The sequence below is a fragment of the Amycolatopsis thailandensis genome (assembly GCF_042723255.1).
GTDB lineage: Bacteria > Actinomycetota > Actinomycetes > Mycobacteriales > Pseudonocardiaceae > Amycolatopsis > Amycolatopsis thailandensis.
In genome coordinates, this window is the sequence record NZ_JBHXJK010000015.1 from 24359 (window position 1) to 31597 (window position 7239).

General features: G+C 67.7%; 4 protein-coding genes. All 4 read right to left on the bottom strand.

Features of this window, described 5'->3' with window-relative positions:
- Nucleotides 1–17: 17 nt before the first annotated feature.
- The 4 genes from ACFWMR_RS08700 to ACFWMR_RS08715 all read right to left on the bottom strand — a co-directional run bounded on the left by ACFWMR_RS08700 (nt 18) and on the right by ACFWMR_RS08715 (nt 6730).
- The gene (locus tag ACFWMR_RS08700; protein WP_378377961.1) at nt 18–1091 is read right to left on the bottom strand and encodes a hypothetical protein; all 1074 of its coding nucleotides are present in this window, start codon (nt 1089–1091) and stop codon (nt 18–20) included.
- Nucleotides 1088–2557 (bottom strand): FAD-dependent oxidoreductase, encoded by a 1470-nt coding sequence (locus ACFWMR_RS08705; RefSeq protein ID WP_378377962.1) that lies wholly within the window; start codon nt 2555–2557, stop codon nt 1088–1090. Before ACFWMR_RS08705 ends, ACFWMR_RS08700 begins: the two co-directional genes overlap by 4 nt.
- 90 nt (nt 2558–2647) lie before the next feature.
- The gene (locus ACFWMR_RS08710) at nt 2648–5950 is read right to left on the bottom strand and encodes an NACHT domain-containing protein (protein WP_378377963.1); all 3303 of its coding nucleotides are present in this window, start codon (nt 5948–5950) and stop codon (nt 2648–2650) included.
- A 126-nt stretch (nt 5951–6076) separates the two neighbouring features.
- Nucleotides 6077–6730: an SDR family NAD(P)-dependent oxidoreductase gene (locus ACFWMR_RS08715; protein ID WP_378274132.1), complete on the bottom strand. Its 654-nt coding sequence runs from the start codon at nt 6728–6730 to the stop codon at nt 6077–6079.
- Nucleotides 6731–7239: the final 509 nt, after the last annotated feature.

Below are 7239 nucleotides of genomic sequence, written 5' to 3' on the forward strand. Positions count from 1 at the left end.
TCCCCGAACGAAGAATCTCAGACGGTGGCAGGTGTCCCACGACGTACGCGGTACAGCGCGGCCAGCATCAGCCCGGCGCCCGCGAAGCACGCCAGCACGTAGAGCCCGCTCCCGACCGGGGTGCCGTCTTCGGTGATGCCACCCTCGGCGGAGAGGTGGCCCGGCAAGGCGCCCAGCCAGAACACGGCCAGCCCGCCCAGGTAGACGGCGGGGTAGACCCGGGCGAAGGGCGTCAAAGGGTCGCCGGGGCTTCGGTGCCGGACGAAGATCCAGGTGCCCGCCACCCACAGCGAGGCCAGCTCGACGCCGAGAATCCAAGCCTGCGCTGTCGTGTTCCCGTCGAACAGGCTCGACGGGAGGCCCGCGATCGCCATGGTCGGCGGGGTGAGGACACCCGCCAGCGCGACGCGACCCGCGAGCGACCAGCCGCGCCGTGGTCCGCCCGCCAGGCGCACCACCAGCCAGGTCATCGCGCCCATCGAAACGGAGGCGAAGAGCAGCATGCTGTTCATCGGCACGGAATCCAGTGCCGGGTGGTTGACGATCCGGTTGTTCCCGTTCCAGGCCCACCACTTCAGTTGCGGGCCGAGATGGTCGAAGACCTCGTAGAACACTTGACAGGCGAAAGCGACCGCCACCGCGCCGATCGCCGCGCCGCGGGCGCGGAAGATCCCGAGTGACCGGACGAGCTCGTAGGCGAGCTGGCTGATCATCGGGTAGAACGCCACGATGTAGAGCGGCAGCCGGTCCCACATGAACTGCACGGTGAACCGATTGTGGGCGAAGATGAATCCATACTGACCTTCGAGGCCGAACCACTCCGGGAAGTACAGCGGTGGTTCGATGACGAAGAGGTAGACCAGCGAAGCGCACCACAACGCCAGGTTCGTCGAATCGCCCTGACGATGACGGCGGACGGCGTGCACCAGCGCGAAGACGGCTCCGCCGAGAACGAGCAGTTCCAGCAGCGGCATCGTCCAATGCGCCGCCTCCCACGGAGGGCGGATCGAGAGCCACGGGGTGACGTCGTGGCAGTCGAAGCCGAGACCGCGTGTGACGGCCTCCGCGTCCGGCCCGCACACGGCGCTCATCGGGAGACCGCCGGTTTCGCGGCGCCGCCTCCCGGTGAATAGTCCGTGACCGGCGGTTCGGCGCGGGCGTCGAAGTCGAAGGGAACCCGGTGCCGCCCCAGCGCGGCCCGCACCCGGTAGCGCAGGAGCCCGGCGATCACCCTCGGATTCGTCATCATGTCGCGCAACGACTCGTCGAGGTTGAACACCTTCGCGAAGTGCTCGTCGACCACGTCGTCCTCGCGGGCGGCGCCGACGATAAGCCTGAACGCCGGTCCGGACATCGCCGAAAGCAGGCGGCGCTTCCATTCGCCGGCCTTTTCGGTGCCCACGGCGCAGGCGTAACCCTGATCCCTCGCCATCGCGAGGCTCCACGGGACGTTGAGCAACTTTCGTTGCGCGGCAAAGAAAGCCGAAGAGAACTGCCCGTCGAGACGATCGGCGTGGGCGAGGTGCTCGCGCAGCAGCAGCGCCGAACCCGCGGCGGAACTGATTCCCTGCGCGTAGAACGGGTTGAACGCGCAGATCGAGTCCCCGACGAACGCCAGCCGTCCCGGCGGGGTCCGGAGCTTGTCGTAGCGCCGCCACTTGTTGCCTGTCGACCGCGTCAGGTGCACCTCGGACGTCGGGGTGGACCGGTCCATCGCGGCCGCGAACAGCGGTGCCCGCACCCGGCGGGCCGACTCGACGAAGGCCTCGGTGGTCCGCGGCATTTCGAGTCCCCACGAGCCCATGCACGCGATGACCCGGTTGCCCTCGATCGGGAAGAAGTTCACCAGGAACTCGTGCTCGTCCGGATGCGTGCCCTTGTCGGGGGTCGGCATGATCACCAGGTGCTGCCACCACCAGGACCCGGGTCGCTCGTCGGGTGCGGGCAGGTCGTACCAGCGCGACGTGTAGGTGACCTTGGCGTCGAGGGTCCGCACCTCGGGCTCGGGCCAGCCCGCCGCCGCCAGCCAGGCACCGACGGAGGAACCGCGGCCCATCGCGTCTACCACGAATTCGGCGTCGACGGGCTCGTCGCCGGACAGGCCGACTCCGATGACTTCGCCGTCACGTGTGGTCAATCCGCTCACCGTGACGCCTTCGCGGATCTCGACGTTGGGCAACTCCCGGACTTTGTCGCGCAGCACGCGTTCGATGAGGATCCGTGAGCTGTAGATCATCGTCATCGCGCTGCGTTTGCGCGCCGACCAGCCTTCGCCGTCGAGGTAGGCGGCGTCCATGGACGGCATGAGATGCAGCCCGCCGGCGGCGATGAGGTCGTCTTCGAACCCGGGGAACAGCGCGCCGATCGCGCGGCGGCCGGAGTTCAGCAGGAAGTGCGGATGCTTGCTCTGCGGGACGCCGCGCCGGTGTTCGGCCTCGGCCGGGAGCTCGTCGCGTTCGAGTACCAGGACCCGGTCGAAATACGGGGCGAGTGCTCCGGCGGTACAGAGCCCGGCGGCGCTGCCACCGAGGACGACGGCGGTCTTGCCGAGTCGCATGCGGATCAACTCCCAGCGTCATTCATACAGATTGACAACGCCTGTATGAATGTATGAACGAGGCCGGAGGCTGTCAAGGAGTCGGCGCGATCACCAGTCGTCGCGTGCCTGGGCCCTGGTGTTGTCCGAGAACCGGATCCGCGGATACGCGGCGAGGTGACGCGGAGTGGGCTGGACGCCGGACCCGACGGTGTCCAGGACCCGTAGCCGTGGCAGCCGATCGAGGATCGACAGGTCGCGGACGCGACGGCAATCCCGCAGCCTCAGCCGTCTCAGCTCCTTGAGCTCGGCCAGCGGGGACAGGTCCGACAGGGAGCGCAGCTCGATCAGCGACAGCTCTTCGAGTCCGGTGAAGGCTTCGATCCCTTCGAGCGAGGCGAACGAATCACACCAGCGGACGGCCAGCGACCGGACGTGCCCCGCGCCGCCCGTGCCTTCGAGATCTTCCAGCTGCGGAATCTCCTCCAGCACGAGGGATTCGAGCCTGGGCAGCAATCCGGTGAGGTCGCCCGCCCGCGTGAGCGCGTGGCAGTCGTCGAGGCTCAGCCGCCGCAACGACCCGTGCGCGCCGAGGTCGCTGATCGACGCGAGCCCGATACAGCTGCTCAGTCCGAGCGTTTCGAGGTCCGGCAGGCTGGTGACCAGGTGCGAAGCCGTGACCTGGTCGGTCGGCCCCACTTCGAGCTCGACCAGTCCTTTCAGCTCCGCCAGCCGGGAGAAATCCACCGAGGGCGCGATGTCGAGCAGGCTCAGCCGAGTGAGACCGGGCAGCGACTCGAGTGCGCTGATGTCGCGCAGGTTCTCGCAGCGCGTCGCCGAGACCGTGGCCACGGGACCGTCGCAGTCTCGCAGCCACGACAGATCGGCTGCCGCCGGACAGCCCGACAGGCGTGCGCCCACGAGCGTCCGCAGATTCGCCGCGGTCGCCAGGTCGGCCGGTTTCACCGCGCCGGCGAACTCGCACACCACGGCGGAGAACGGCGAAACCTCCACCCCCGGTAGCACGGTCATGTCGTCCAAGACGAGCGTCATCGCGTCCGAAGGCGCCTTCTTGAACACGCGCTGGGCGAACTCGACAGACTCGAAGAACGGCCAGACGCTGACGAGCTCGTCGCCGATCGAAGCGAACGAGTAGCGCTCGGCGATCGCGGTGATGAGTTCGAGTGCCTCCGTTCCGCCGACCAGCGCCGCGGTCCGGATGCTGGCCACCGCCTCGTCGGGCCGGAGGTCGGACACCGTCAGGTAGCGCAGGGCGTCCGCGCCGCTCATGGCCAGTGACCTTGCCTCGTCGAGGGTGCGGGGCGGGATGATCTCCCGGATCTCGTCCAGCGCCTCCTCGTACAGGTCCGGGCTGAGCCTGTTCGCGGTTTCCAGGCAACGCACGACGAGCAGCTTGAGCCGTTTGCGATCGGTTTCGTTCTCCGCCGCGGCGACCTTGCGGAGGAGCTTCGTGAAGATGCGGTTCTGCTCCCGGGGGCGCGCCTGCCCCACCGCCATGACGATGATCTCGTAGGACTGTTCGTGCCGGATCTTCGAAATCAGCTTCTCGCCCAAGTCGCTTTCGATGATCCTGCGCGCGCACAGGAATTCCTGGAACGTCTTGTGCAGGAAGTCGACCCGGCCCACGACCGGCTCGCGCAGCACACCGGTACGCAGCAGGAGATGCCGGTAGACGTCTTCGGGGTCGAGATGGCGGCCGCTGAAATTCCGCAGGCTCAGCTCGATCTGGTACAGCACGCGATCACGCTCGGCCGTCGCCAGCCCGGTTTCCGTGTACCAGTAGGCAAGGTCGGCCAGGACCTGGAGTTTGTCGTCGACGGAGAGCTCTTCCGAAAGCTTGTCCACCACGTCGCGGCCGGAGTCGCGTTTGCTGAGCAGCATCTCCAGCGCGGTCCGGTAGAGCTCGATCCGGCGGGTGGGAAGGCTGCTCCGCCGGTCACGGTTCAGGGCGCACAGAAGTGCGCACAGCAAGGGATTCGTCGCCAGGCTCTTGAGCGCCAGACTCGCGTCGATCGACGCCACGAGCCTGCCCCGGAGCATTTCGAGGTCCTGTCGTCCTTCTTCGGATTCGTCGACTCCCGCCGCCTCGTGCCAGTGGCGGACGAACAGGGCGACATGGCTCGGACTCATGGCCTGGAGTTCGGCGTGCCGGAAGCCGGCGTTCTCCAGCCAGTCGTCGGTGACCGCGGGCGAGCGCGAAGTCAGGACGTAACGGCAGCCCGGATACGCGGCGACGAGGTCTTCGAGCCAGTCGTGGACGTGCTTTCTCCGTGACTCCGGCAGCTCGTCGAGGCCGTCCACGAGAATCAGGCCACGGCCGTCCTTCAGTACCGAGCCGATCCACCCCCGCGGCGCGTCGGCCATCACCTGCCAGCCGATGCCGGCGTTGAGGTCTTGCAGTCCGGGCAGCGGTTTGTCGCTGTACCGCCGTAGCTGGACGAAGAACGGCACCAGATCGTTCCAGCGCTGCAACGGCGCTTCGAAACCGGCGCGGGCCGCGTTGACGGCCAGCCAGCGGAGCAACGTCGTCTTCCCGGATCCCGCCTCGCCGCGGACGAGCAGCCGCGGGTTCTGCGAGAGCACCGCCTCGACGCCGCGCTCGTCGACCGATCTCGCGACGTCGGCGTCTTCCAGCCGGTACATCGCGCCTCCCCGGCCGCGATCGGCCAGGACCGTCAGGCCGACGTACGCGACGCTCAACGGCAGCCGTCTTTTCGGACTGATCGAGGTCACGCCGAACAACTCGACGAGGTCGAGCTTGCGCGCGATCTCCCGCGAATAGGCGATCTCGGCTTTCGTGACAGGCCGCTCCCCCGTGTCCGAGCGTTGCGGCATGCGATCGAAGATCTCCCGCAGGCTGTCGATGATCGTGGACTCGCGGGTCAGCAGCTCGCGCAGCGCCCGGCTCTGGAACCCCGGCAGGGACACGATGATCTCGGCGAAGTACGCCACGGCCTCCCACAGAACCAGCTCGAAGTACGCGGTCGTCTCCGGGCCCAGATGGGCACCGGCCAGCACCACACGCACCGGCTCGGCGAGCGCCTCTTCGAGTCCGTCGAGGCTCATGTCCGCGCGCAACAGGGCGGAGTCGCTGAGGTCGGCCATATCCAGGGTCTTCACCACGGCGTCGATGGCCGCCGCGCGTTCGTTGTCCGGCAGCCGCGGGAACTCGGTGGCGACGGCGACCGAAAGCTTCTTCGCGATCGTCTCGGTCAGTTCCTTCAGCTGCTTCTGCAACCTCTGCTGCGGGAGCAGCCCGAGTCCCCGCGCTTGAGCGAGTTCGGCGAGACCGAGCTCGCGTTCGGCCTTTCGTTTGCGTTCGGCGAGCCAGAGCTTCCCGCACGCGGTGGCGATGGAGCCACCGATCTTCATCAGGCCGGCCTCGATCGCCACGCGCACCCTCGTTCCGATAGCGGTCACCGCACAACGAGGGTCGGCGGGTCCGCCGACGTCGTTACGTGGCTCGCGAGGGTGTGCGCCGACCTGCCGTCTTAAGCGCGAAAGCTTCGAGAATATGCGTTACCAGGGAGCGGGTTGTCCGTTCTCCAGGAGGATTCCGGACGGGCCGTCATCGGGAAGGGTGGCCGCGTGGACGATGTCGTTCGCGGACTCCTCGACCGATCGTTCCGCCATCGGCATCATCCTGGTCCGTGTCGGACCGGGGTTGACCGCGTTCACCAGCACCCCGGATCCCTTCGTATGCGAGGCCAGCATCATGGTCAGTCCGTTGAGCGCCGCCTTCGACACCGAATAGCCCGGTGCGCCGGTGAAAAGGCCCCGGTCGTAGGAACCGGCGTCGCTGGAGACGAAGACCACCCGGCCCCAGCCTCGGGCGATCATCCCCGGGAGGAACGTCTGTGCCACCCGCCAGCCGCCCAGCAGGTTCACCGCCAGACTGCGCTCGACGAGATCCAGCGGCACCGACAGCGGATCGTTGCCGGGATCGAGCAGGACACCCGCGTTGCAGATCAGCACGTCCACCTCGCCGACCTGCTCTCCGGCGCTCCGTACGCTTGCGGCGTCGGTGACGTCCAAGACCTGCGACACGCCCGCTTCGCCCGGCTGCCGTGACGTGGGCACGACCCTCAGGCCACGCCGGGCGAGTTCGGCGGCGACCGCTTGCCCGAGCCCTCGGTTGGCTCCGGTGACCAGGGCGGTGCGCTGTTCGGGCATGATGCTCCTCGCTGCTCGTCGGGGTGTCCGGGAACCCGGCGATTCCGCAGAGTACGCGGGTAGTCCGGTGTCCAAATGGCGCTCGGAAACGGGCAGGCCGCCCCGTCCAACTGTCCATTCGAGTCGCCTGGACAGGCTCTCGCGGTCGACTGCTTCAGCCTGGGTAACAGCGGGGCATGAGCAAGCGCTAAGCCAACATTCTTGGGTACATCTCCCTAAGCTTCAGACGGTTCAAAAGCATCTCGCGCCGAACACTCACCACGTGGGGCCTACTGCTCTGCGCAGTTGAGTGACTGGGCCGCGATCGTGGCCCAGTGGGTGTCGAGGGACCCTGGGTCTCTCAAGGAGGCCTTCACGGACCGGCGCGCGACGGCGATCTGCGAGGCGAAGGGGACTTTCCCCTCATCACACGCGCGGAAAGTCCCCATCACCCCGAGGCATGCGGTCTCGGGCGGCGGCGAAGGCCCGGAGGTGTGGGGGGGGCGGGCCAACACGACCCACAAAAGAAC

Excerpts from the sequence above, each read along its gene's own strand:
- ACFWMR_RS08700 (WP_378377961.1), bottom strand. The coding sequence starts at position 1,091 with ATGAGCGCCGTGTGCGGGCCGGACGCGGAGGCCGTCACACGCGGTCTC.
- ACFWMR_RS08705 (WP_378377962.1), bottom strand. The coding sequence starts at position 2,557 with ATGCGACTCGGCAAGACCGCCGTCGTCCTCGGTGGCAGCGCCGCCGGG.
- ACFWMR_RS08715 (WP_378274132.1), bottom strand. The coding sequence starts at position 6,730 with ATGCCCGAACAGCGCACCGCCCTGGTCACCGGAGCCAACCGAGGGCTC.